This is a genomic window from Aquabacterium sp. OR-4 (assembly GCF_025290835.2).
In the GTDB taxonomy this organism is placed as follows: Bacteria; Pseudomonadota; Gammaproteobacteria; order Burkholderiales; family Burkholderiaceae_C; genus Pseudaquabacterium.
This window is the reverse complement of the sequence record NZ_JAOCQD020000001.1, coordinates 1,688,580-1,707,657: the sequence shown is the minus strand read 5'-3', so window position 1 is coordinate 1,707,657 and position 19,078 is coordinate 1,688,580. Positions and strand designations below refer to the sequence as shown.

The window sequence follows — 19,078 nt, the reverse complement described above, 5'->3', positions numbered from 1 at the left end:
GCATGTTGCGCGCCGCCGTGCTGCTGCGCGGGCGGCCGCTGGCGGCCCATGGCGTGGCGCTGGCGCTCACCGGCCTGGCGCTGTGGGCGCGCTTTGCGGTCGACGGCTACCTGGCGGCGGGCTTTCCGTTCCTGACGTTTTTTCCGGCCATCGTGCTCTCCACCTTCTTCTGCGGCCGCGGGCCGGCGGTGGTGAGCGCGGTGCTGTCGGTGCTGTCGGCCTGGTACTGGTTCATCCCGCCGCACGGCAGCTTTGCGCTCACCGGCTCCAGCGGCGTGGCGGTGGCCTTCTTCGTCGGCATCTGCGTCGTCGACATCGTGGTCATCGACCTGATGCTCACCGCCCACACCCGCCTGGCCACGCTGCAGCGGCGCACCGACGAGCTGCTGGCCGAGCGCACCGTGCTGTTCCAGGAGCTGCAGCACCGCGTGGCCAACAACCTGATGCTGATGGGCGCGGTGCTGGCCGACCAGGAGCGCCGGCTGAGCCACCTGCCGCAGGCGCGCGACGCGGTGGGCGACGCGCGCCGCCGCTTCGACATGCTGTCGCGCCTGCACCGCCAGCTGCACGACCCCGACACCCTGGTGGCGCCCATCCAGGCCCTGCTGCCCGGGCTGTGCGCCGATCTGGTCAAGGGCCTGGGCCGGCCGGGCCTGGTGCTGGAGGTCAACGCGCAGCCGCTGCCGCTGGGGGTCGAACCCAAGCTCAACCTGTGCCTGCTGGTGATGGAGCTGCTGACCAACGCCGCCAAGCATGCCTTCGGCGAACGCGACAGCGGCCGGCTGTGGGTGCATCTCAGCGAGCAGCCCGACGGCCAGGCCCTGCTGTGCGTGGACGACGACGGTTGCGGCCCGGGCGCGGGCTTCGAGCCCGCCGCCACGGCGGCGGCAGCCCACCCCGCCGCCACGGCGGCGGCAACCAAATCTGCCGCCACGGCGGCGCCCCACGCCGCCGATGCCGGCCGCGCCGCGGGCGATCGGCTGGGCATGCGCATCGCAACGGGGCTCAGCCGCTCGCTGCGCGGCGAGCTGACGGTGCAGGCACGCAGCGGCGGCGGCACCTCGGTGCAGGTGCGCTTCAAGGCCCCGGGCGACGCGGCCCGCGCGCCTGTCGGCCAGCGCTGACACGCGGCCGCGCCACCGGACGACACGGGCCGCCGGCTGCGCGGTTCACGATGAGGCCATCGATCGAGGATCGACACGCCGGGCCAGCCGGCCAGCGCGTGAACCTGTCAGCAACCCATCGAAAGGCATCTCATGAACAAGGATCAGATCAAGGGCACCGTCAAGCAGGCCGCCGGCAAGGTGCAGCAAAAGGCTGGCGAACTGGTGGACAGCCCCAAGACCGTGGCCAAGGGCGTGGCCAAGCAGGTGGAAGGCAAGGGCCAGAAGGCCGTGGGCGACCTGAAGGAGGCGGTGGTCAAGACCTCGCGCCACTGAACGCACCCGCGCTCGCCTGACGGTCTGGCGTGCCCGCGCCCGCCGGACGGCCGGGCGCATCAGCGCCTGTCTGGCGATCAGCACCACGATCACCGCCGCCATGGTGGTCGTGTCAAAGCGCTGCTAGCCGTAGCGGATGGCCAGGTCGCCCAGGCCACCCGCGCCCACCGCACCGGCCATGGCGCGAGGCGCCGAACAGCCAGCCGGCATTGCGCAGGGCGCGACGAACGGGGCAATGCGCTCCTGAGCCAGTCCATTGACGGCGATTGACCCAGCGGTGCGCAGTTCATGCGCAACGCTTCTGCCTGGGTCAACAAGTCCCGGCGCCGCATGGTCAGCGCAACCATGGCCACCGACTTTTCGCCAAACAGGTGGTCCAGGACGCGCACCTGCAACGGCGCGGCATCAACGGCCAGCACGCGCCTGGTGGGCGCCAGGCGGCTGGAGCAAAACAACGGATGGAACCTGAGCCGCCGGTGCTCGCAGCCTGTGGGCCTGCAGCGCCTCAGCGGCACCGCCCCGGCTCGGGCCTCGGCCATCCAGCGCCGAACCCCAGTACCGGTGTATCGAGATCGTTTCGGCGATCGTCGAGTTGCACCACGCTGCGGCACGCCATCAAGAAGCCTGATCTGAGGAGCACCTTGGGACGCCAAGCGTCTGGCGCTGGCCTGCCCGGAGGGACTCGAACCCCCGACCTGCTGCTTAGAAGGCACCGGGTATATCTAACTAAATCAACAACATACCTAAAAACTGTCCAACGGTGAAATTCGCGTAGGCCCCAGCATTCATGCGGCTCCCAGCGGGCCTGTTGGACAGCTTCAGCGGGCCGGCTTGACCCGTTTGGCGTACTTGCCCTCGGTGTAGTGGCGGGTCATCGCCTCGCCCTTGTGGCCGAGCAGGCGCTGCGCGGCGCGCACGTCCTGCGTGCCGGTGGCCTCGATGGCGTCCACGCCGGCACGGCCGCGCAGGTCGTGGATGTGCAGGTCAGTGATGCCGGCTCGCGCGCAGGCGCGCACCCAGGCCGAGCGGATGCCGGCGTAGGTGTAGCCGCTGCCGCTCTGCGTCTTGAGCAGGTGGCCGATTCGATGGGTGCCCTCGGCGCAGGCATCGACGGCCGCGCGCAGGGCTGGCGTCATCTCGATCAGTAGGCGCACGCGGCCTTGACCCTTGTCCTGCACGACGGTGACGCCCTGGTCGCTGACGTCCTGCCAGCGCATGCCGATCACATCGCTGATGCGCTGCCCGGTGAGCAGGGCCAACTCGATCATCTTCACCAGCGCCTCGCCGTTGCGGCTCTGCTGCAGCGCGGCAGCCTTGAGCGCGCGCACCTCGTCGTCGGTGACGATCCGCACGCGGCCGAGCAGGCGCTTCGGCGGGATGTTGGCCACCGGGTTGTGCCCTTCGCGCAGGCCCTCGATGGCGGCGAAGGCCAGCACCTGCGAAAGCATCGTTCGGTGCTGGTTGTGCGTGCGCGCCTGGGTGGCATAGGTCTTGAGGTACTGCGCGCACACCGGCGTCGTCACCTCGGCCGGCGTGAACTCGGCAAAGGCCTTGCCCATGCGGTCGGCGATGCGTTCCTGATCCTGGGCATGGCCGGCGCTCCACTCGCCGCGCTTGGCCTCCAGCCATCGGCTGATGACGGCCGGCATGCGGTCGCTGGTGGCTTCGCTGTCGGTCAGGCGCGCGAGGGCGCGGTACATGGCCGGCAGGCCATCGGACACGCGCGCCAGCTTCACCCACTTGCCGGCGGCCGGGGTCACGTAGTACCAGGCGCCATGCCGTTCGTACACGCGGCGCGGCAGATCGGATCGGGTCATGCCAGTCGGAGCTTCGGCGCGGGGCGCGCGTTGGCGGTGGGGGCCGTGTCCTGGCCACGGGCCACGGCCTCGTAGTGTGCGCGCTCGACCAGAATGCGGGCGGTGATCGGCGCGCGGCGGGCGCGCCAGTAGCCCTGGCGGTGCAACTCGGCCAGCTGCTTGGCCGGCTGCCGGTAGCCGGTAAGGGCCTGGATCTCGTCGGTCGTGAGCATCAGGCCGCCGTCGTTGGCGGGTGGGCCTTTGTCGATGGTGTCGATGGTCACGGCTCGCGGCCTTCCGGTGTTGCTGGCTCATCCCGGTCGGTGCACACCGGCCGGTAGAACCCATACTCGTCGTCGATCTCTTCCGGCGCCATGAACCGCATCGCGTGGCCCTTGGTGCACGGGTTGTAGCCATCGGGCATGTCGCGGCGCTTCGGCGGATCCTGATCCAGCCATGCCACGAAGTGCGTGCAGTCGTGGCACCAGCGCTCAGGCTTCGCGGTCGGCGCCTCGTTCGCGCGGCGCGCCAGTTCCTCGATCAGCTGGTGGCGGCTGAACTGGCGCAGGTGCATCGGGTTGCCGGGCATCAGCTTCTCCGCGCGTCCTGCCACGCATCGAACGCCGGCCAGAACGGCGACCGGCTGCCGGGCTGCGTCGCCTTCGGCTGGCCGTCCTGGCGCAGCACGATGGGGCCGCAGAACGGGTGCATCTCGAAGCGCCACGGGCGGCCGGCTGCATCGGTGACGATGTGCTCGGGGCGGCCGGTGGCGCAGGACTGGCAGCAGGGGCGCATGGTCAGAACGGAATCTCGCTGTCTCGTTCGTGCCTGTACTTCAGCGGCGTCAGCAGCGGGTCGGGGTTCTGTGGGTGGCGCTCGTACAGCTCCCACAGGCGCTGCACAAGCTGCGGCGGCTCGCTGGGCAGGTCGTACACCCAGCGCGCGAACAAGCGCGACAGGTGGTGTGCCTTGCGGTAGCGCTCGCGGGTCCAGCGGAAGCGGCGGCGGGCCATCACGGCGCCTCCCACGGCCGCCGCAGGTTGCAGGCCGGCCCGGTGACGGGCTTGTCCGTCAGCAACCCTTGGCGCTTGCACAGCTCGCGCAGGTAGGCGATGGCCTGCGGCCCCTTCACCACGAACACCGCGGCCTCGGTGTCGGCCACCGTGCAGCCGGCCATGAAGACGCTCACCGCGTCGGTGTCCTTCTCCGCCGCCGCCAGAAGCTGCGTCACCGTGCGGCGGTCATCGCGCAGCACGCTCTGGTTGCTCATCGTGTCGTTGCTCATGGCCAGAACAGCTCCAAGGTTCCCGCCCGAGCCCGGCGCGTGGCCTGGCTGTTGGCGCGGTGGTGATCGTGGTCATAGCGCAGGTGGCACCGCTGGCACCAGGCCCGAAGGTTGTCGTCCGCGCAGTTCTCGGGCACGTGGTCCAGATGGGCGATGGTCAGCACCACGTCGACCATGCGGCCGACCTCGTAGTCGCTCATGCGGCACTGGCCCAGACGCTGGCCGGTCTCGGCGCAGAACACCTCGGCGGTGTCCAGCATGTAGGTGCCTTCGTCGTCGCCGGCGCCGCGCGCGATGCGCGTGCGGTTCGGCGCTTTGCACTTCTCGCAGACGTTGCCGGCCCTGGCCAGGATGCGGGCGCGGATCGCGTGCCAGTCCTTCGGGTAGCGGTTGCGGTTCTCGGGTTTGATGGGCATGGGTTACCTCGAAAACGGGCACTCGAAATCGCACTCTTCGCTGCCGGCCTTGCTGCAGCTGTCGGACAGCACGCCGTTGCGCCAGCGGCCGCACTCGGCGCCTTCGTGGCACTCGCACAAGTCCCAGGGCTGGCCGCAGTCGAAGCAGCAGCCGTCGTCGTCGTCGTGGCCGTCGTCGTGCGCGGCCAGCGGCACCGTGGCCACATGCTTGGCCGCCACAGCAGCGGCGCGGGTGCGGGCGCGTTTGCTCATGGCCGGCCCCCAACATGGGCGGCCAAGGCCTCGCGCCACTCCGCGCGCCGCACCTCGGCCTGGGCGTCGCGGCTCGGCCGCGGTCGGATCAATCCGCGCACCCGCTCGGCAATGGCCGTCGCCCCCAGCAGACCAACGGTCTGGCCATCGATCATCACCGCATGCTGCTCGCACCGGCCGTGGGTCGGCACGTACAGGTCGATCACGATGCGCTGCCAGTGCGTGCCTGGTCGCGGCGGCTCGTACGCGGCCGGCACCAGTGCGGCAATGGCCTCGCGCTTCGCGTCGGCCTTGGCCTTGCGGTTGCGCAGACCATGCGGCGTGTTGATGTGCGCCCACTTGCTCCGGCGGTTGGGGTGGCGATTTTTCATGATTCGTGTAGCGACGAGTTAGCCGGCTCGCAGTTCGGGGAAGCCGTGCGCCCGCAACACTTCATCCGCTTTGCTTTTGGCCTGCCGTGCCGGCAGCTTTGCACCCCATGCGCGGTCAAAGTCCCACATCGCATCGGCTGGCGAGTCTCCGAACCCGGCCACGCCGTCTTGCAGGTTTTCGCCGTACAGCGCGCACCACTGGTCGCCGTCAATGCTCAGGCGCGGCTTGAAAACCGCGCTGGGCCTAGCGTGCTCTGCCGCCGCCTCTCGCACAGATTCTTTCGCCATCTCGCACCAGTGCGCCGCCGTGCCGGCGATGTGTTGCTGCCATTGCTCATCAAGCATCATTGTTCACCCTTGATCTCATCGCCACAGAACAGTCGCTGCATGTGCGCCACGGCAGCGTCGGCCATGCGCTCATCAGCCAGACCCGTCACCAGCATGGCGGCCGACCACGAGCCGTCAGGCTCTTGCCTGGTCTGCAACGTCGTGGTCGCGGCCCGGGCTTTCTGCGCCCTGTTCTGCGCAATCAGCCGGCGCGCAGCCATTGATTCGTGTCGCATCTTGTAAGTCCTTCTTACGGGTTCGTCGGTCGGTTCGTGGGGCCTAACACGGCGCTGCAGGCGAGTCGCTACGGCCTGCGGCCTCCGCGCCCGCCTGAGCTTGGGTGTTAGGCGTCTTCCTGCTTGTCGGTGCTGTAGCTGTGGCTCACACGCACGCTCACGCTGAAATCGCCTTCGCAGTGCGGGCATGACACCTCGTGCTCGCCTTCTTCGTACAGCTCCCACCATTCGTTCTCGATCACACTGCACTCGGTGCCGCAGTGCGGGCAGCGCGGATTCTTGTTGCCCCAGTAATCGCTCGGGCAAGGCCCGTCGTCTTCCCTTGCCTTCTTCAAGGCTGCAAACTTTTCCATAGTTTCCACTCCGTTCACCACGCCTAACAACTCGCTCAAGCGCGGACGCCGCAACAGCAGCAGTTCATCTGGTGGAACCTCGGCGGCGCCGCTTAGCTCGGGTCGTTATGCCCCGCAATCACCACTAGGGCGTGCGAGCCTAGAAATTCAGAGTACGCGGGCGGTATCGCGTTGTTCGTGTCGCCTGTCTCGCCCCGCTTCCGCGAAGCGCCGCCGCTGCTCGGCATCCAGGGCGTGCCCTGCGCCGCGCGCATCTTGTCTGCCGTGCGGCCTTTGCCGTGCCACGGGTCGTACAGGTCGCGGTGGTCGCAGGGCGGCATCAGCAGCGGAAGTTCAAAGCTAGCCTCAAAGAATCGGTGCTTCGCAATCCGCAGCCCGAACATCGAGCCGCAGAGCATCAGGCTTTCGCGCAGCGGGCTACCGGCCACGTTCTCCATGATCCACAAGCCTCCCCACGCTTGCAGCTTCGCCCGCATCGGCGCCACCAAGTCCTTGTGTGCGGCGCTGTTCTTGTGCATGCGCTGCATCTCGGTGTACGCCTGGCACGGCGGCGAAGCCCACACCAGATCAAACCCCTCTAGGTCTGCGTCCAGCGCGTCACCCTGGCGGAACGTGAAAGGGTAGTAAGGCTGCGGGTGAATGTCCACGCCCACCACTTCAAAGCCGGCGCGGTGCAGGCCCATGCCAGCACCGCCAGCGCCACAAAACAAGTCCAGGCAACGTGGCGCGCGGCGGGGCATAACACGTCGGTCAAGCAGAGCGCCAACGGCGGCACCGCTGGTGGCTTCGTCTTGCATTTGTAGCGCCGTTGTCACCTGCTTACCTCAGCGTTATACGTCTTCAATGCGCGCACAGTTCACAGCCGGGCGATTCGTTGCGCACCTTGCCGCCCTTGCTGTTCCACATGCTTTTGCCGATCTGCTTCGACACGATCATGACCTTGGCCTTTTGTGCCGCGCCGAACTCGTCGAAGGCGTAGGCCTTCTCTTTCCACACGTCGCCGGACGCTTGGCACGGGAAGCACCCGACGCGCGGGAAGCCTGCGGCGTACAGTGGGTTCTCTTGGCCGTCCAGGTACTCCAACACGTCGGACTCCGACCAGGAACAGATAGCGAGTCGGAAGCGCACGCCCATCTTGCCCAGGTACTTCGGATACTTGGTCATCACCTCGTGCGGGTGGTACAGGGCATCGTCCAGCTTGCCGGCGTAGCGCTTCCCGCGCTCGGGGCTTTCCTGGGTGCGCATGCCGTACCAAACCTCAAAGCCGCCTTGTTCTTCGGCCAGCGCCTTGCAGTAGATGCGCGTCTCACGAATCTTGAGTTCGTCGGTGCAGTGTCGCGCACCGCCACCAGGAAACCGGCCGTACTTGATCGACTTCTCCATGACCGACCCACCAGTCACCGTGTCAATCCTCACCGGCCCATACAACGCGCGCAGTTTCTCCACATGCGCATACGTCAGCGGGTGCTCGAACTGGGTGTCGCAGAACAGCCCGCGCACGTCTTCCGGCGCATGGTGCTGCATCGCCATCTTTAGCGCAGCCTGCGAGTCTTTGCCGCCGCTGACTGGAACCAATACCTTGACGCTCATGTTTTCTCCCGCTTCGGAACCAAGACGTATAACTCCTCGTTCGAGCCGACCGAGTACGGCCGCTTAACTCCACGTTAGAGCGCAACCGGAGCGCCCACAGCGGGCAACTCCTCAGCTTTTCTTACAGGTTCGCTCACGCTGTGGGCTCCCGGTTAGCTCGAACGTTAGGCCCCAAGCCGCGCCAGCAGCGCAGTCGCCCGGCCTGTCTCGAAATCAGCCTCACCGTGCTGCTCGGCAAAGGCCGTGATCTGGCCCACCAGGTCGCGCACGCAGGCCAGCAGATCAGGGACGGCGGCCATGCGGCCATCTGCCGATGCACGCCCATCGGCGTAAGCCTGCATCATGGCAAGCACCACCCAGGGGTGTGGCTCAAAGCACGCCGCCTCGTTTTCGGTTCGTGGCAAGTAGGCCGGCGCGTCATCGTGCCGGCCGTACGCCAATGCGATGATCTTGGCCGCGCGCACGTAGTCCTCGCGCGCAGGAGGTGCACCATGTGGCAATGCCGACACTGCGGGCTTGAGGTCATGTTCCGGGCTGTGGAGCCCGAGGTTGACGCTGACGGCGCTTACTTCCTGTGCCCCGGGTGCGGCCACAGAAACGCGCTGGTCAACGTCGCCCGCCCCGGTGATGACGGAATCGCCCTTGGCCAGCCCGCCGAGTAACGCCGCAGCCTCCAGCCTGTCGATGCAGTCGTGCAGGTTCTCGCGGTCCCAAGCGGTGGCGCCATCACGGATGTAGCCGCGCGCCTCTTGAGCGATCTTCTCGATGTCGTTTTGCATGTTCTCAGGCAGGCCCAGTGCCTGCGCCACCACCGCAATGGCGGCCTCGGTGTCGCCCGGCGCCAGCACCAGCGCGCGGGCCACGGCCTGGCGCACGGATTCGCGGGTGGTGATCACAGATCCACCGCTTTCCCGGTCAGCTCGCTGTAGCGCAGCAGGAACATGGTTCGCGCCGCCTCGCTGTGCACCGGCGTGATGACCTCGGAGAGGGGCTGCACGCCGTCGACGCGATCCCACCGGCTTTCGTGCCACGGCATCAGGTCGCGGCGCTCGGTGATCAGCGCCACCAGGTCGGCGCGCTTCACGCTGGCCGGCAGCTTCGGCGACAAGCCGAACCGGCCCAGAACCGCAGCCTCGACGCGATCCTCGATCACCTTGTAGTCTGGCAGCAGCATCTTCAGCGGCTTGGCCACGTCGCCGATGAACGCCTCTGCGGCATCGTGCAGCAGGCCGGCCAGCGCATCCTTGGGCGGCACGATGTGCGACACGATCACGCTGTGCTGGGCCACGCTGTAGAAGCTGTGCACGTGGCCGGTGAAGCGGCAGATGTGGCTCAGCGCGTGGGCGATCTCTTCAATGCCGAACTCGCAGCGCTCGGGCTGCACGAAGTCGAAGTAGCGGCCGGCGGCCGTGAGGATGTCGGGGCTCATTCCATGCCCCCACCAGCCGCACGGCGCGGGCGGCGCGCGGCCTTGGGTTGCAGGCCCGCGGCGGCGATGGCCTTGGACATGCCCGCTTCGAGCTCGGCCTGCTCGGCTTCGTCGTTGCTGGCCGCGCCCTGCGCACCCTCGACCGGGCCGGCCTCGCCATCGGTCGGGAATGGCCAGTCCTCGCCGCCGCGCTCGGCCTCGGCCGCCAGGTCGGCCTCGTCGGCCGTGCCGAAGTCGCCCGCGTGCTGGTCATCGCCAACCTCTCCATCTTCGGCCTCGCCGGCGCCGAGCTCATCCCGGGCCGCCTGGGCAAACAGGTCGCCGGCATCGCCCTGCGCCGCGACCGCGCCCGGGTGGCCCTTCGTGCCGTCAATCGCAGGCTCCTTTTCGGCCGGCATCTCGGGCGCCACGATGGTGACGAACACCTTGCGCTTCTGCCGGCCCCACAGCATGCCGGCGCCGTCCTCGTCCACGTCGGCCGTGCTGATGCGAAAGTCCACATCCATCCGGCCACCCTCGAAGAAGTCGAAGCGGAAGGCGTCGATCTTGCAGCCGCCCATCTGCAGCGCGTCGCCATCGCTGATGCCGCGCGCCAGGTAGACCGTCCAGCCATCCAGGCAGGTCTCGGGCGCCCAGTGCACAAGATCCTTCGACTGCAGCAGCGGCGTCACATCCTCAACGCCCGGCAGGTTCTCCTGGCCCTCGACAGCCTTGTAGATGGTGTGGCGGATGGTCTTGCTGAAGCGGTCCAGCAGCGTGTTCGACACGCCGGCCAGCTTCAAGCGGAAGGTCACGGCCGGCACATCGTCGGGGCCGCTCTTCTGCGTGCGGCCGACGAAGGTGGCCAGCTCGCACTCGGTGTTGGTTGGGAGTTCAAAAAGCATGTGGGCTCCGGTGGGGATGAAGAGAAGGGGCGCCCGGCGTGGCCGGTGGCGGGGAAGGGATGGCCCAGGGAGGAAAGGCCGTAGTCCCGCGCGCCCGGGAAAGGGTCAGGCCGCGGCGCGCTGCTGCGCCTGCTGGTCCTGGATGGCGATCCGAACGCGCCAGTACGGGCACTTGGTGTTTGGCGCGTACTCGCCGATGACCTCGATCCCATGAGCCAGCACGTAGATCGGGGCCTTGGGTGGGCGGCCCGTGCGCATCAGGCAGCTTCCTTGAGGTTCTCGACGGCGCCGGCAGCCAGCCAGTGCGCGCCGAAGGTGGTGGGGAGGGAGGCCGGCAGCGCCTTGAGCGTGCCGAAAAGCAGGCATGTGTCGATCTCGCCGGCATCGGCCAGCACGTCGAGCCACGCGATCAGGTCGGCACGGCCGGGCAGGTCGAGCACGTCGAAGCGGTCCAGCACCAGCAGCCGCGCGCCGCTGATGTGCGCGATGGCCTCGGCCACCATGGCGTCAGCGCGCCACTGCTCCGACTCGCTGCACAGGCCGTAGGGCCGCGCGCCGTAGGCGACGAACATGTCCGGGGCGATGCTCACGGCCGGCCATTGCGCATCGGCGGCCGACTGCGCCAGGCGGTCATTGATCGGAGCCAAGGCCTCGGCCAGCAGATCGGCCGGGATGCCATCGGGCGCCAGGGCCTGGGCGATGGCGTCCCATGCGGCAACGTCGGCGGCGTGCGCCGCGGCGTCGGCCGTCTTCTTGTCCGCAGCGTCGACCATGGCCCTGATCGACTTCTGCGCGTCGAGCTTCTTCACGACCTCGGCGCGCTGGGTCTTGAGCGTGTCGACCTGGGCCTGGGCAGCATCCAGCGCCGCAGCGTCGAACGGCTCGGCCAGCTCGGCGGCCACGGCATCTGCTTCGGCCTTCGCGCGCTGTGCGGCATCAAGGTCGCGGCGGGTGTTCGCCACCGAGTTCGTCAGCAGTTGGTGCGAGCGCTCGACCTCGGGCAGCTTCGCGCGGGCCTCATGGTCGACCTGGCCGGCGGCCTGGGCGCCGACCACTGGGCCATGCTCTGCAGCGTAGGTGGCCAGTGCGCGGTCGGCCTGCATGCCCACCACGCTGTCGCGGTCGACGCCCCCCAGCACCAGCAGGGCGTTCACGGACTTGGCCAGGTCGTGCACGAGGCCGGCGCGCTCAACGGCGCCACCTGACGCTGCGGCGCGCACGCGCTTCAGTTCCTTGTCCCAGTGCTGCAGCTGGGCCGTGTCGGCGGCCAGCTTGGCGGTCAGGCGCTCGATGCGGCCGGCGTGCTCTTGCAGGCCGGGCAGTTTGGCGCGCAGCTGGTCGCGGTGCTGCTTCTGCGCGGCCAGGCCGCCGATTTGGCGCTGCCACTGCTCGAGCGCAATGTCGGCATGCTGCAGCTCGGTGGCCAGCGACTTGGCCACGGCCGGATCATGGGCCGGCACGCTGGCGCGCCAGGTCTTGGCCTTCTCGCTGCCGTAGGTCTCACCGGTGACCGCGCGCCATGCGCCCTTCGCGGCCGTGGCCTTGCTCTTGGCCTCGTCGTGCGCGGCCGGGAAGCCCGAGCGCATCAGCGGCAGCACGCGGTCGATCAGCGAGCCGTCGCAGCCCTTGGCCACCAGGCGCTGGCGCACCGACACGGCGTCGCTCTTGACGCCCATCAGGCCGAACAGGAAGGCGCGGCGCGCCGTGGCATCCAGGCGGGCGAAGCGCTGGGCGTCCAGCACGTAGGCCAGCACCGGGTCGGCCTCGCGGCCCTTCTGGCTGTCGGCGATCTTGCCGGTGGCGGTGATGGTCACGGCCCAGGTGTCGCCGTCGGCGTCCACGACCTCGCACAGCGCGTGCTGGGCCTGGGCGTGCACCAGCTGGCCGGCGTCCTTCTTGAGCGACACGCGGCCGAGGTCGGCGGTCAGGGCCAGGGCGACCGCGTCGCGGATGCTGCTCTTGCCCGCGCCATTGGCGCCTGCGAACAGCTGGATGGGCTCGGGTGTCTCGACGCTGACCGAGCGGGCGCCGAGGAAGCCCTCGGCGGTGATGCGGATGATCTTCATGGCCGCGTCACTCCATGCTGGTGCTGGTGGCGCGCGCACGGCGGCCTGCAGGTGCTGCAGGGGCACCAGCGGGCTGGTCTGTGCCTGCGGCCTCGGCCAGCTCGCGCTGGCGGATTTGCTCAAGCTCGGCCGGACTGGGCTCCCATTCACCGGCGGGCTGGGCAGGCCCAGCAGCTGGAGCCGACGCCGCGGGCGCTGCCGCTGCTGGCGCTGGCGGCTCGACGACGTCAGCCATCGGTACCGGCCCCGGCGCCGGCGGGCGCAGTTCCGAGATGGGCGTCGGGGTGATGACGCCGTCGGCGTCGACATCGAAGGTCGGCGCCAGATCGCGCACCTCTTCGGTGGTCTGGCCCATGCCCATCACGATGTCGGGCGCGTGGATGTTGCCGAAGAAGCTGCCGCTGCGGTACTGGAACATCAGCGTGCGCAGCGACGTCTGCCACTTGCTGCCCGGCTTGCCATACCAGCCTTCCTCGACGACCATCTGCATGGTCACCGGCGCGCTTTCGATCACTGGCAGGCCCAGCGCGCGATAGAGGTCGAGCATGCGGCCCGGAAAGGCGCGCAACTGGTCGGGCTGCAGCTTGGGCTCGGGGTAGCCTTTCGGCAATGCCCAGGCGATGCACTCGATGTCGTCGACTTCGACCTCGCGGTCCTCGAACTTGGGCCGGCGGGCCTGGCTGTCCCAGCCGACCTTTTCCTTGTACTTGGCCTTGATGCGGCCGCGGCTGACCATCTGGAAGCGCAGCGGCGTGAAGCGGCCAGATGCGTTGATCGCGGCGATCACGAAGCGGCCGGACCAGCGCAGCTTGCCCTCGATCATGTCGGCGTTCTGCATCACCGCGGTGATGGACATGCCCACGGCACGCGCGACCTCGATGGCCACCAGGCAGTTGCCCATGGCCGCGGTGTTCTCGACCCAGATCTCGCTGCCCTGGCCGTCCTTCTTGAGGTTGTGCGACCGGAACTGCGCCGGCACTGCGTCGGAGCTGGCGTAGGCCTTCGCGATGCGGTTTGCCAGCGCGAAGCCGCGCTCGGTGAACATGTCGACGGCCTGGTCGGACATCATCGGCAGCACGCCGCCGTGTTGCTTGACATCGGCGAGGCTGGTGGTTGGGTTCGCGTTCATGGGGTTGGATCTCCCGGGGTGGTCATTCGTGGAAGTGGCAGGTAGCCCAGCGCGCGCAGTACCTGGGCGAGCACAGCACGGACTGGGGGTTGGGGGGGAACAGGCCGCTGCGGAACATGCCCGCCGCGATCTCGATCAGGCCGGGCTTGTCGTCCGTGCCGGTCATCACGCGCTTGGCATCGAACACGTGCGACGCGCGCACCTCTGCGGCCTTGGTCGTCTGCAGCGCGATGACCTGGCCGCCGGCAGTCGGCCGGCCCGTCTCGCGTTCGCGCATCAGCTGGTAGGTGCCGACCTGGGCGCTGCGACCCTTGACTTGCGCCACACCGTCAGAGATCACCCGTGCGCCGGTCTTGATGTCCGGGATCACTTCGCCGGCATCGGTCAGTGCTATGCGTGCGCGATCCATGGATCCGGTCAGGCGAACGATGATGCTGACGCCGCAGTCGATGTCCATGGGCTGCAGCGTCGACTCGACGGCAGAGAACCGGAACCGAGGCGACATCTCCGCGCAGTAGCGCGTGTGCAGTGACAGGCCGATGCGCTCGGCATCGCGAAGCGACAGATCGTCCTGGCTGTAGTCGACGTCCCTCTCGGGCTCCTGCAGCGTCTTGACGAACACGCCGGCGGCATCGTCGATGCTGACCTGTTCACCGGTGATCCGGGCCTTGTCGAAGACCGCGGTGCTGGCGTGCACGGCGGTGCCCAGCTGTGCGCGCAGACCGGACGGCTTGCGCAGGCCAAGAAGGTGCGTGCCTTCCCAGGCATAGGAACAATCGAACAGCGAGCCCCACGACGAGGCCCGCACGGTGTAGACCCGCGCGGCCTCGGCGATTGGGGTGATGCGTTCGGGTGCGTTCACAGGTCTCTCCTGCTGGTGGTGGGAAGGGATCAGGTCAGGGCCGCAAAGCAGGCCGCGGCGGCGATCACCACCACGGGCCACAGCAGCAGACGCAGCAGGCTGCGCTCGGTCTCGGCCGGCACCGGGCGGCGGTAGATGCCACCCTCGACGGCGGCCGTTTCGTCCAGCGCGCCCCAGTTGCTGGAGCGCTCGGCTTGGTCGTCGCCCAGCGCGTCGGCGCCGCCCTGGCCGGTGGCCACGGTGTCGATGAACTCGGGCCACTCGGGCGCGCCGTCGCGGTGGTCGTAGCCCAGAAAGCTGATAGCCATGGTGAGCGTCCTCAGAATCGGATGGCGGCCAGGTAGCCCAGGCCAATGGCGAGCACCAGGGCGGCGGCCCAGTTCAGGGCCTGCTCGGCGCGGCGGCTCATGCGCAGGCGGCCGTCGCTGTGTTGGCGGTAGCGGCTCACAGCGCACCACCCAGGTAAGCCGCGCCATGCTCGGCGCCGAACCGCTGGCACAGCAGCAGCGCCACCTCGCGCACCAGCTGCATGCCCTGGGCATTGCGCTCAGCCTCGGCGTTGGGGTGATGCGGGGCGCACGCCAGCCGGAACACCTGCAGCATCAGGTCGTTCACGGCGGGATCGTCGGCGCCCAGCAGCGTGGACACCAGCGTGGCAGGGCTGTGCTTGCCCTCGTTCGACTTCAGCAGCGCCACCGGCAGCGCGCCGAACAGCGCGTCTTCCATCGCGTGCTCGGCCAGCGCCTGCGCCTCGCCCTGGGCGATCAGGTGGCGCACTTCGCGCAGTTCGTCGTTCGCCGCGAGGTCGCGGGGCTCCGCGTTGTCCCGGGCGCGCTGGGCGCCGCGCATCGCGGCATCACCAGCCAAGCACTCGCGCAGTTGGCGCGGCGTCAGCAGTCGGTCGAGTTGGGCGCTCATGGTCGGCACCTCAGGCCACAGCCACAGCGCCAGCGTTCGGCGCGCGCGTCTTCGGCTGAGCCACCAGCGCCGCTTCGGCGCCGTCGTCGTCTTCGTCCGGCAGAACAACCGGCTCCAGCGTGCGGCCCATGAAGGCCATGAAGGCGGCGGTCTGTTCGGTCTTGCGGTTGGCCATCTTTCACTCCCTGCCGCGGTGGGTGCGGCGTGAGTGAACTATGCGCTAGCGAATCAATCATGTCAATACACTGGCGCATAAATTTCTGAGACACTCCGCCCACACCCCAAGATCAAGGGGCGAAAAAAAAGCCCGCGCGGTGCGGGCTTGTTGAGGCCGAAGGGCCAAGGAGCTACAGATGGATCAGCAGCAGATCGTGGGGCCGGTGTCGGTCGTCGTGGATACCGCCGCCGTGGCCGCGCCCGGCGCAGCGGTGGGCCAAGAGCCTGCGGACGTGGTGCGGCAGTTGTTGGGTATGGTGCCGGCCGCGGCGGCGCTCGATACCGCCATCCGGATGCGTGAGCACATGTGGGCGAATTGCATCCCCCAGCACTTCCGCGGCACGTCAGACAATTTTGGCGAGCGCCTGGCGAAGGTCTGCCAAACCGACGCCAGGGCGCAGGAGGTAATCGCGCTGCTTCGTGCGGCCGCGCAGGCGGGCTAGATCAGAAAACTCCAGCTTTCGGCGCCGGCGGAAGGATTCCAGGCAGCACCTTTACAGCGGCCAGCACCTCGTGAAACAGTGCTGCAGCCTGCGCTGGCGTCACCTCTTGGTCCGCCGGAAGGCGAGCGATCAGCGCGGCGGTGATGGTTGCCGCCGGCTGCTTCAGCGCGTTGTCGTCGATCATCATTTCTCCCTGGTGATGCCCGGAAGCGCCGGGCGCGCATTCACACCTGATCTCTTCCAGCGAGGCAAAACCATGAAGCAGGTCTCACGGCTTGGGCAGCGCGGCCAGCACGGCTTTCGCTGCCGCGTTCAACGCAGCGGCGTTGCGCGGGATCGGATCATCGAACTTCGCGCCTGGGCGCTGCATCTGGTCGCGGTGGTGGCCTTGGTAGTTGGCCAAGGCGGCGTCCAGGCGGCGCCACTTGCGGTCGCTCATGGTGCAACGCAGGGCGTCCAACTCCACGGGCCCAAGCAACTTGGCGGGTGGCTTCGCAGCAGCGACGGCCGCCGCCACCATGGCCCGGGCAGCCTTGGCCGCATCGGAACGCACCAGCCATCGTCTGGCAATCCAGGCCGCACCAATGCGCGACAACACGCCGCAGATGAAACCGAAGACTGCGCACAGCAGCGCGCCAAGCGGCTTGCCAACAAGGAATGCGGCAGCGGACTCGATCATCCCGCGCAGACCTGGTGGCCGGTGGCGCTGATCTTCGGTTTCGCGTTCTTGTTGGGGGCTGGGCTCGACACCGTGTTCTTCCTGCTGATTCACAGCTGGCGGCTACCTGTGTGGCTGGCTGAGCAGGTTTGGGAGGTGGGCTATCGCCTGCACTGCTGGTGGCAGCGTCGGCGGGGCCGCGCTAGCCCTGGCCCTTGATCCGCTCCATGAACTCCGGCCAGGTCGGGTGCGCGGCGTCCTCAACGTCGCTGTTGTCGATGGGCGGCTCGTGCTCGGCCAGCCAGCGCTCAATCTCCGCCGCCTCGCGCCGCAGCGCGTGCATGCGCATGCGCATCTGCTCGCGCATCAGCTCGTTCGTCTGGCGCAGGGCGCCAGGGGTCGGGGCGTGGCGCTTGCGGCCGCTCACTGCTGGGCGTCCACCTGGGCGAGGAAGCGGCGCAGGGCGTGCAGGGCCTTGCTGTCGGTCGCGCCATCGATCACCGCAACATCGGACACGCCGTCCAGCGTCTCGACTCGCAGCCACACGCGCTGCGCCGCGGTGATCTGCCGAATCAGCGCGAGGTCGACGCCGAATGGCTGGGTGCTCTCTCGGGAAAGTGGCCCGAGGCCGGGGTCAAACCGAGTCAGACCCGCGGGCAGCAGTGCACGCACCGCGCCATCGACAGACACCCGCAGGCCGCGCACGCCAACGAACTTTGGGCCGGTGATGCGCAGCACCAGCACCGCCGCGCCAGGCCGCGCCGATGTCCACTGCGCCCCCAGCATCTCGCAAGGCAGGCCGGGGCATGCCGCGCCGTGCGGCGCGATGTCGACCACTCTTGCGCCGTCAAAACCGGCTCGGGACACCGTAGGCGCCAGGCCGTCCGTCGTCGCGCAACCGGTGAGCACCAAGGCCAGGGCCGCGGCAAGGATCTTCATTCCATCTCCCTTCGCTGGGTCAATCTATCCCGACGGATCAGCGGCACCAGCAAAAGCCCACCCGCGGCTCGGTGTTGAAAGCGCGTGCAAACCCGTAGTAGCCTGACCATAAATGATCGTTGGGTGTAGGCAATGGTGTCTGAGCAATGGCGATACGGCGAGGGCCGGCTCGCACTGACGCACGACGGCGTGATTGCCGTCCTGGAGTTTGGCGGGCTGATCTCGGCCACCGTGCTGAGTCGGCTGATCGAGCGAGCCGTCGAGCGGTATGGAGCCAGGACGCGCGGCTGGGTGAGCGATTTCACCCAGGCCGCGCTGCTGGTTGATCTGGCAGAGTTGTCGCGCATCACGCTCAGCACTCCGCCAGGGCATGTGCTGCGCCGGCCTGGGGCTTTTGTTGTGGGCGGCCAGTTGGCCCCAGTGTTCCGCGAGCACGCATCGGCGCTTGATGCGGCCAGCCCCCCGGTTCGGCGCAGAACGTACCTGCGCCGCGCTGCAGCTGTTCGGTGGGTTTCACGAGTGGTCGGCAGCGGCGGCTGGGAGGCTCGCGGCCAGGAGCCGGGCAGCGAAGCCCAAGACCTCGAGCTGCGCCGCCTCGGGTAGCCGGCGAACAATCATCGCCACATCGTCGGCCCGGCTGGGCTTCACATCTTCCGCTGGCGGGAGCGACCACCCCTCGCCGCGGCGGCGCTGAAAGTCTTCCCACGCCGCATCCGCCGCTCTGGGGTCATAGAAGGCGTCAACGGGTATCTCAAGCAGCGCGGCAACCGGCATCCAGGTCGAGCGCTTCGGCTCTTTGGCGTCACCTTTCAGGAAGCGATGGATCTGCGGCTGCTTCGTCTTCCCTCGCGTGGCGCGCGCCAGCGAGTTCGTGTTGTAGTTCAGCGAGTTCATCATCTGCTGAAGCATGGTGCGCGGTTCCATGGCAGAACTATGCGGCGGCAAGTAATGCATTGGGGACTAGACTAAATTATGCGACGGCGTATAAACTGCGCGCATGAGCCAGACCACCGAACTGATCCGCGGCCTGCGCAACCTGGGGCTGTCGCAGTCCGAGATTGCCCGGCGAACCAAGATTCCGCAGCCGCGCATCTCGCGGTGGGAGCGCGGCGAGGCGCCAGACAGCGCGGATGACGCGCTGAAGTTGCGCGACCTGCATGTCGAACTGATCGGCCAACCCGGCGCCCCTGCTGTTGCCCAGTCCACAGAAGCGGCGGGGGCTGAGTGATGCTGATCAAGCTGCATTGCGACTTCTGCGACCGAACCGAAGAGGAGGTCAAGTGGCTTGCGCTCGGCAAGCGAGGCGCAGCGATCTGCCGGGAGTGCGCGGCGCTGGCGCTGAAGCTGCTGCCGACGGGCGACCAGCCCACCGTCACCCCGCCCGCCGCCCCCACCGCTGCGGCGGCAGACCAGGCGGGGGGCTGAGATGCGCGCGCCGACCATCGACTTCTCGCGCCCGATCTTGGGTG

At 68.4% G+C, this 19,078-nt stretch carries 35 protein-coding genes; 5 read left to right on the top strand and 30 right to left on the bottom strand.

The genetic code is table 11. The features are described from left to right. Positions 1–2: 2 nt before the first annotated feature. Positions 3–1,124, top strand: a complete 1,122-nt coding sequence (locus tag N4G63_RS07460) for a sensor histidine kinase (protein WP_314599523.1) — start codon at positions 3–5, stop codon at positions 1,122–1,124. Between the two features lie 132 nt (positions 1,125–1,256). Beyond that, positions 1,257–1,439 (top strand): CsbD family protein, encoded by a 183-nt coding sequence (locus tag N4G63_RS07455; protein WP_260787709.1) that lies wholly within the window; start codon positions 1,257–1,259, stop codon positions 1,437–1,439. Positions 1,440–2,257: 818 nt separating this feature from the next. On the opposite strand, the gene N4G63_RS07450 is transcribed toward N4G63_RS07455, so the two are convergent. The 25 genes from N4G63_RS07450 to N4G63_RS07330 all read right to left on the bottom strand — a co-directional run bounded on the left by N4G63_RS07450 (position 2,258) and on the right by N4G63_RS07330 (position 15,528). After that, entirely contained in the window at positions 2,258–3,256 is a 999-nt protein-coding gene (locus N4G63_RS07450; RefSeq protein WP_260787708.1) for a tyrosine-type recombinase/integrase, read from the bottom strand. Then, the gene (locus N4G63_RS07445; RefSeq protein WP_260787707.1) at positions 3,253–3,519 is read right to left on the bottom strand and encodes a DUF4224 domain-containing protein; all 267 of its coding nucleotides are present in this window, start codon (positions 3,517–3,519) and stop codon (positions 3,253–3,255) included. Before N4G63_RS07445 ends, N4G63_RS07450 begins: the two co-directional genes overlap by 4 nt. Next, positions 3,516–3,824: a hypothetical protein gene (locus tag N4G63_RS07440; protein WP_260787706.1), complete on the bottom strand. Its 309-nt coding sequence runs from the start codon at positions 3,822–3,824 to the stop codon at positions 3,516–3,518. Before N4G63_RS07440 ends, N4G63_RS07445 begins: the two co-directional genes overlap by 4 nt. Beyond that, the gene (locus tag N4G63_RS07435) at positions 3,824–4,030 is read right to left on the bottom strand and encodes a hypothetical protein (RefSeq protein ID WP_260787705.1); all 207 of its coding nucleotides are present in this window, start codon (positions 4,028–4,030) and stop codon (positions 3,824–3,826) included. The genes N4G63_RS07440 and N4G63_RS07435 overlap by 1 nt, the downstream gene beginning before the upstream one ends. A 2-nt stretch (positions 4,031–4,032) precedes the next feature. Continuing rightward, positions 4,033–4,248: a hypothetical protein gene (locus N4G63_RS07430; protein ID WP_260787704.1), complete on the bottom strand. Its 216-nt coding sequence runs from the start codon at positions 4,246–4,248 to the stop codon at positions 4,033–4,035. Continuing rightward, positions 4,248–4,520: a hypothetical protein gene (locus N4G63_RS07425; RefSeq protein ID WP_260787703.1), complete on the bottom strand. Its 273-nt coding sequence runs from the start codon at positions 4,518–4,520 to the stop codon at positions 4,248–4,250. The genes N4G63_RS07430 and N4G63_RS07425 overlap by 1 nt, the downstream gene beginning before the upstream one ends. Then, positions 4,517–4,936 carry a hypothetical protein gene (locus N4G63_RS07420; RefSeq protein WP_260787702.1) on the bottom strand — a complete coding sequence of 140 codons (420 nt, stop codon included), beginning with the start codon at positions 4,934–4,936 and terminating at the stop codon, positions 4,517–4,519. The genes N4G63_RS07425 and N4G63_RS07420 overlap by 4 nt, the downstream gene beginning before the upstream one ends. 3 nt (positions 4,937–4,939) lie before the next feature. Then, positions 4,940–5,188, bottom strand: coding sequence for a hypothetical protein (locus N4G63_RS07415; RefSeq protein WP_260787701.1), 249 nt, complete (start codon positions 5,186–5,188; stop codon positions 4,940–4,942). Beyond that, positions 5,185–5,559 carry a hypothetical protein gene (locus N4G63_RS07410; protein WP_260787700.1) on the bottom strand — a complete coding sequence of 125 codons (375 nt, stop codon included), beginning with the start codon at positions 5,557–5,559 and terminating at the stop codon, positions 5,185–5,187. The genes N4G63_RS07415 and N4G63_RS07410 overlap by 4 nt, the downstream gene beginning before the upstream one ends. 18 nt (positions 5,560–5,577) lie before the next feature. Further along, the gene (locus tag N4G63_RS07405) at positions 5,578–5,904 is read right to left on the bottom strand and encodes a hypothetical protein (RefSeq protein ID WP_260790837.1); all 327 of its coding nucleotides are present in this window, start codon (positions 5,902–5,904) and stop codon (positions 5,578–5,580) included. After that, complete coding sequence (locus N4G63_RS07400; RefSeq protein WP_260787699.1) at positions 5,904–6,122, bottom strand: hypothetical protein; 219 nt, start codon at positions 6,120–6,122, stop codon at positions 5,904–5,906. The genes N4G63_RS07405 and N4G63_RS07400 overlap by 1 nt, the downstream gene beginning before the upstream one ends. A 107-nt stretch (positions 6,123–6,229) precedes the next feature. Next, positions 6,230–6,475: a hypothetical protein gene (locus N4G63_RS07395; protein ID WP_260787698.1), complete on the bottom strand. Its 246-nt coding sequence runs from the start codon at positions 6,473–6,475 to the stop codon at positions 6,230–6,232. Between the two features lie 92 nt (positions 6,476–6,567). Next, positions 6,568–7,215, bottom strand: a complete 648-nt coding sequence (locus N4G63_RS07390; RefSeq protein WP_260788665.1) for a DNA cytosine methyltransferase — start codon at positions 7,213–7,215, stop codon at positions 6,568–6,570. Positions 7,216–7,315: 100 nt separating this feature from the next. Beyond that, positions 7,316–8,065 carry a phosphoadenosine phosphosulfate reductase family protein gene (locus tag N4G63_RS07385; RefSeq protein ID WP_260790835.1) on the bottom strand — a complete coding sequence of 250 codons (750 nt, stop codon included), beginning with the start codon at positions 8,063–8,065 and terminating at the stop codon, positions 7,316–7,318. A 164-nt stretch (positions 8,066–8,229) separates the two neighbouring features. Next, positions 8,230–8,961 carry a hypothetical protein gene (locus tag N4G63_RS07380; RefSeq protein ID WP_260790833.1) on the bottom strand — a complete coding sequence of 244 codons (732 nt, stop codon included), beginning with the start codon at positions 8,959–8,961 and terminating at the stop codon, positions 8,230–8,232. Continuing rightward, positions 8,958–9,494, bottom strand: coding sequence for a metal-dependent phosphohydrolase (locus tag N4G63_RS07375; protein WP_260790831.1), 537 nt, complete (start codon positions 9,492–9,494; stop codon positions 8,958–8,960). The genes N4G63_RS07380 and N4G63_RS07375 overlap by 4 nt, the downstream gene beginning before the upstream one ends. Continuing rightward, positions 9,491–10,378, bottom strand: a complete 888-nt coding sequence (locus N4G63_RS07370; protein ID WP_260790823.1) for a hypothetical protein — start codon at positions 10,376–10,378, stop codon at positions 9,491–9,493. Before N4G63_RS07370 ends, N4G63_RS07375 begins: the two co-directional genes overlap by 4 nt. A 105-nt stretch (positions 10,379–10,483) precedes the next feature. Continuing rightward, a complete protein-coding gene (locus N4G63_RS07365) occupies positions 10,484–10,636 on the bottom strand; it encodes a hypothetical protein (RefSeq protein WP_260790821.1) in 153 nt (50 codons plus the stop codon). After that, positions 10,636–12,444, bottom strand: coding sequence for an AAA family ATPase (locus tag N4G63_RS07360; RefSeq protein WP_260790819.1), 1,809 nt, complete (start codon positions 12,442–12,444; stop codon positions 10,636–10,638). Before N4G63_RS07360 ends, N4G63_RS07365 begins: the two co-directional genes overlap by 1 nt. Positions 12,445–12,451: 7 nt before the next feature. Beyond that, positions 12,452–13,573 carry a hypothetical protein gene (locus N4G63_RS07355; protein ID WP_314599522.1) on the bottom strand — a complete coding sequence of 374 codons (1,122 nt, stop codon included), beginning with the start codon at positions 13,571–13,573 and terminating at the stop codon, positions 12,452–12,454. Between the two features lie 22 nt (positions 13,574–13,595). Next, the gene (locus tag N4G63_RS07350; protein WP_314599521.1) at positions 13,596–14,435 is read right to left on the bottom strand and encodes a RecB family exonuclease; all 840 of its coding nucleotides are present in this window, start codon (positions 14,433–14,435) and stop codon (positions 13,596–13,598) included. A gap of 29 nt (positions 14,436–14,464) precedes the next feature. After that, the gene (locus N4G63_RS07345; RefSeq protein WP_260790817.1) at positions 14,465–14,743 is read right to left on the bottom strand and encodes a hypothetical protein; all 279 of its coding nucleotides are present in this window, start codon (positions 14,741–14,743) and stop codon (positions 14,465–14,467) included. Between the two features lie 11 nt (positions 14,744–14,754). Further along, positions 14,755–14,883 carry a hypothetical protein gene (locus N4G63_RS07340; protein WP_260790815.1) on the bottom strand — a complete coding sequence of 43 codons (129 nt, stop codon included), beginning with the start codon at positions 14,881–14,883 and terminating at the stop codon, positions 14,755–14,757. After that, positions 14,880–15,353: a hypothetical protein gene (locus N4G63_RS07335; protein ID WP_260790813.1), complete on the bottom strand. Its 474-nt coding sequence runs from the start codon at positions 15,351–15,353 to the stop codon at positions 14,880–14,882. Before N4G63_RS07335 ends, N4G63_RS07340 begins: the two co-directional genes overlap by 4 nt. A gap of 10 nt (positions 15,354–15,363) precedes the next feature. After that, positions 15,364–15,528: a hypothetical protein gene (locus N4G63_RS07330; protein WP_260790811.1), complete on the bottom strand. Its 165-nt coding sequence runs from the start codon at positions 15,526–15,528 to the stop codon at positions 15,364–15,366. 178 nt (positions 15,529–15,706) lie between these two features. Here N4G63_RS07330 and N4G63_RS07325 point away from each other — a divergent pair, with 178 nt between their 5' ends. Next, on the top strand, positions 15,707–16,012 hold the full coding sequence (locus N4G63_RS07325; RefSeq protein WP_260790809.1) for a hypothetical protein: 306 nt from the start codon (positions 15,707–15,709) through the stop codon (positions 16,010–16,012). 1 nt (position 16,013) lies between these two features. Here the strand turns inward: N4G63_RS07325 and N4G63_RS07320 are convergent, their stop codons facing one another. From N4G63_RS07320 to N4G63_RS07300, 5 genes are all read right to left on the bottom strand, one after another. Next, positions 16,014–16,196 (bottom strand): hypothetical protein, encoded by a 183-nt coding sequence (locus tag N4G63_RS07320; protein WP_260790807.1) that lies wholly within the window; start codon positions 16,194–16,196, stop codon positions 16,014–16,016. 84 nt (positions 16,197–16,280) lie between these two features. Then, complete coding sequence (locus tag N4G63_RS07315) at positions 16,281–16,784, bottom strand: hypothetical protein (RefSeq protein ID WP_260790805.1); 504 nt, start codon at positions 16,782–16,784, stop codon at positions 16,281–16,283. 88 nt (positions 16,785–16,872) lie between these two features. Continuing rightward, positions 16,873–17,097 (bottom strand): hypothetical protein, encoded by a 225-nt coding sequence (locus tag N4G63_RS07310; RefSeq protein WP_260790803.1) that lies wholly within the window; start codon positions 17,095–17,097, stop codon positions 16,873–16,875. Beyond that, complete coding sequence (locus N4G63_RS07305; protein WP_260790801.1) at positions 17,094–17,609, bottom strand: hypothetical protein; 516 nt, start codon at positions 17,607–17,609, stop codon at positions 17,094–17,096. Before N4G63_RS07305 ends, N4G63_RS07310 begins: the two co-directional genes overlap by 4 nt. Positions 17,610–18,122: 513 nt before the next feature. Next, complete coding sequence (locus N4G63_RS07300) at positions 18,123–18,533, bottom strand: hypothetical protein (protein WP_260790799.1); 411 nt, start codon at positions 18,531–18,533, stop codon at positions 18,123–18,125. Between the two features lie 73 nt (positions 18,534–18,606). Between N4G63_RS07300 and N4G63_RS07295 the strand changes: the two genes are divergently transcribed. Continuing rightward, positions 18,607–18,837, top strand: coding sequence for a helix-turn-helix domain-containing protein (locus tag N4G63_RS07295; protein ID WP_260790797.1), 231 nt, complete (start codon positions 18,607–18,609; stop codon positions 18,835–18,837). Next, a complete protein-coding gene (locus tag N4G63_RS07290) occupies positions 18,837–19,034 on the top strand; it encodes a ClpX C4-type zinc finger protein (RefSeq protein ID WP_260790789.1) in 198 nt (65 codons plus the stop codon). The genes N4G63_RS07295 and N4G63_RS07290 overlap by 1 nt, the downstream gene beginning before the upstream one ends. The last annotated feature ends 44 nt before the right edge of the window (positions 19,035–19,078 follow it).